At 48.6% G+C, this 671-nt stretch carries 1 pseudogene; it reads left to right on the forward strand.

What is annotated here, in order from left to right:
- Positions 1-538 (forward strand): annotated as a pseudogene (locus tag AC1DRJ_RS31250) (NERD domain-containing protein); the annotation flags it as partial.
- Positions 539-671 lie beyond the last annotated feature (133 nt).

Below are 671 nucleotides of genomic sequence, written 5' to 3' on the forward strand. Positions count from 1 at the left end.
CCCAGTACAGGAAGCCTCGATGGCTATGCCGTCGAGTTTCAGCGACATGGCATTGCGCCCGCTTTTTCTTGAGCTAAGCGAAAGGCTTGCCGATTCAGACTGGAGCCTTAGCGACTGGCGTGAGCATAGCTATCAGGTGGTCATCACATTCTCTAACCGAACAGCCGCTACAAACATTCGAGTCAGACTGTATTACGACAAAAAATTTGCCGTTACCAACGTGGTTTTTATAAACGGCAATAATATTGAACAGAAAACCATTAGAAAGCTCCTGATGAAGCCTTTCAAGCCGCAGAGCGAAAACTTGGCTGAAGCTGTCGAGACACTTCTGGAGCTATTAGCTGCGAATAGCTTCGTGATAATTGAGGGAACGGAGGCCAGTTACCGGGTGCAGTTGACGCTCGCAGTTGATAACGAAGGCATTGAAATCCAAGTTGATGCTAACAAAGACGGAATGGTCACCTCCATACGGGTCTTGAAAGCGTCCACAGAAGGTATCGTGCAACAACTGGAGAAAGCTCTGGCGGTACCGTCATGAGCATTTTTGATGATATTCGGGATCACAAATCGCGTGAGGACCTGGAAGGTGCCTGGCAGGTAGGTTCCATGGCATTGGAGCAAGACTCTGGTAACGCGTTCTTGAAGACTTCGCTGTTTTGGGTCATTTATGC

Source organism: Pseudomonas sp. P5_B2 (genome assembly GCF_056400445.1).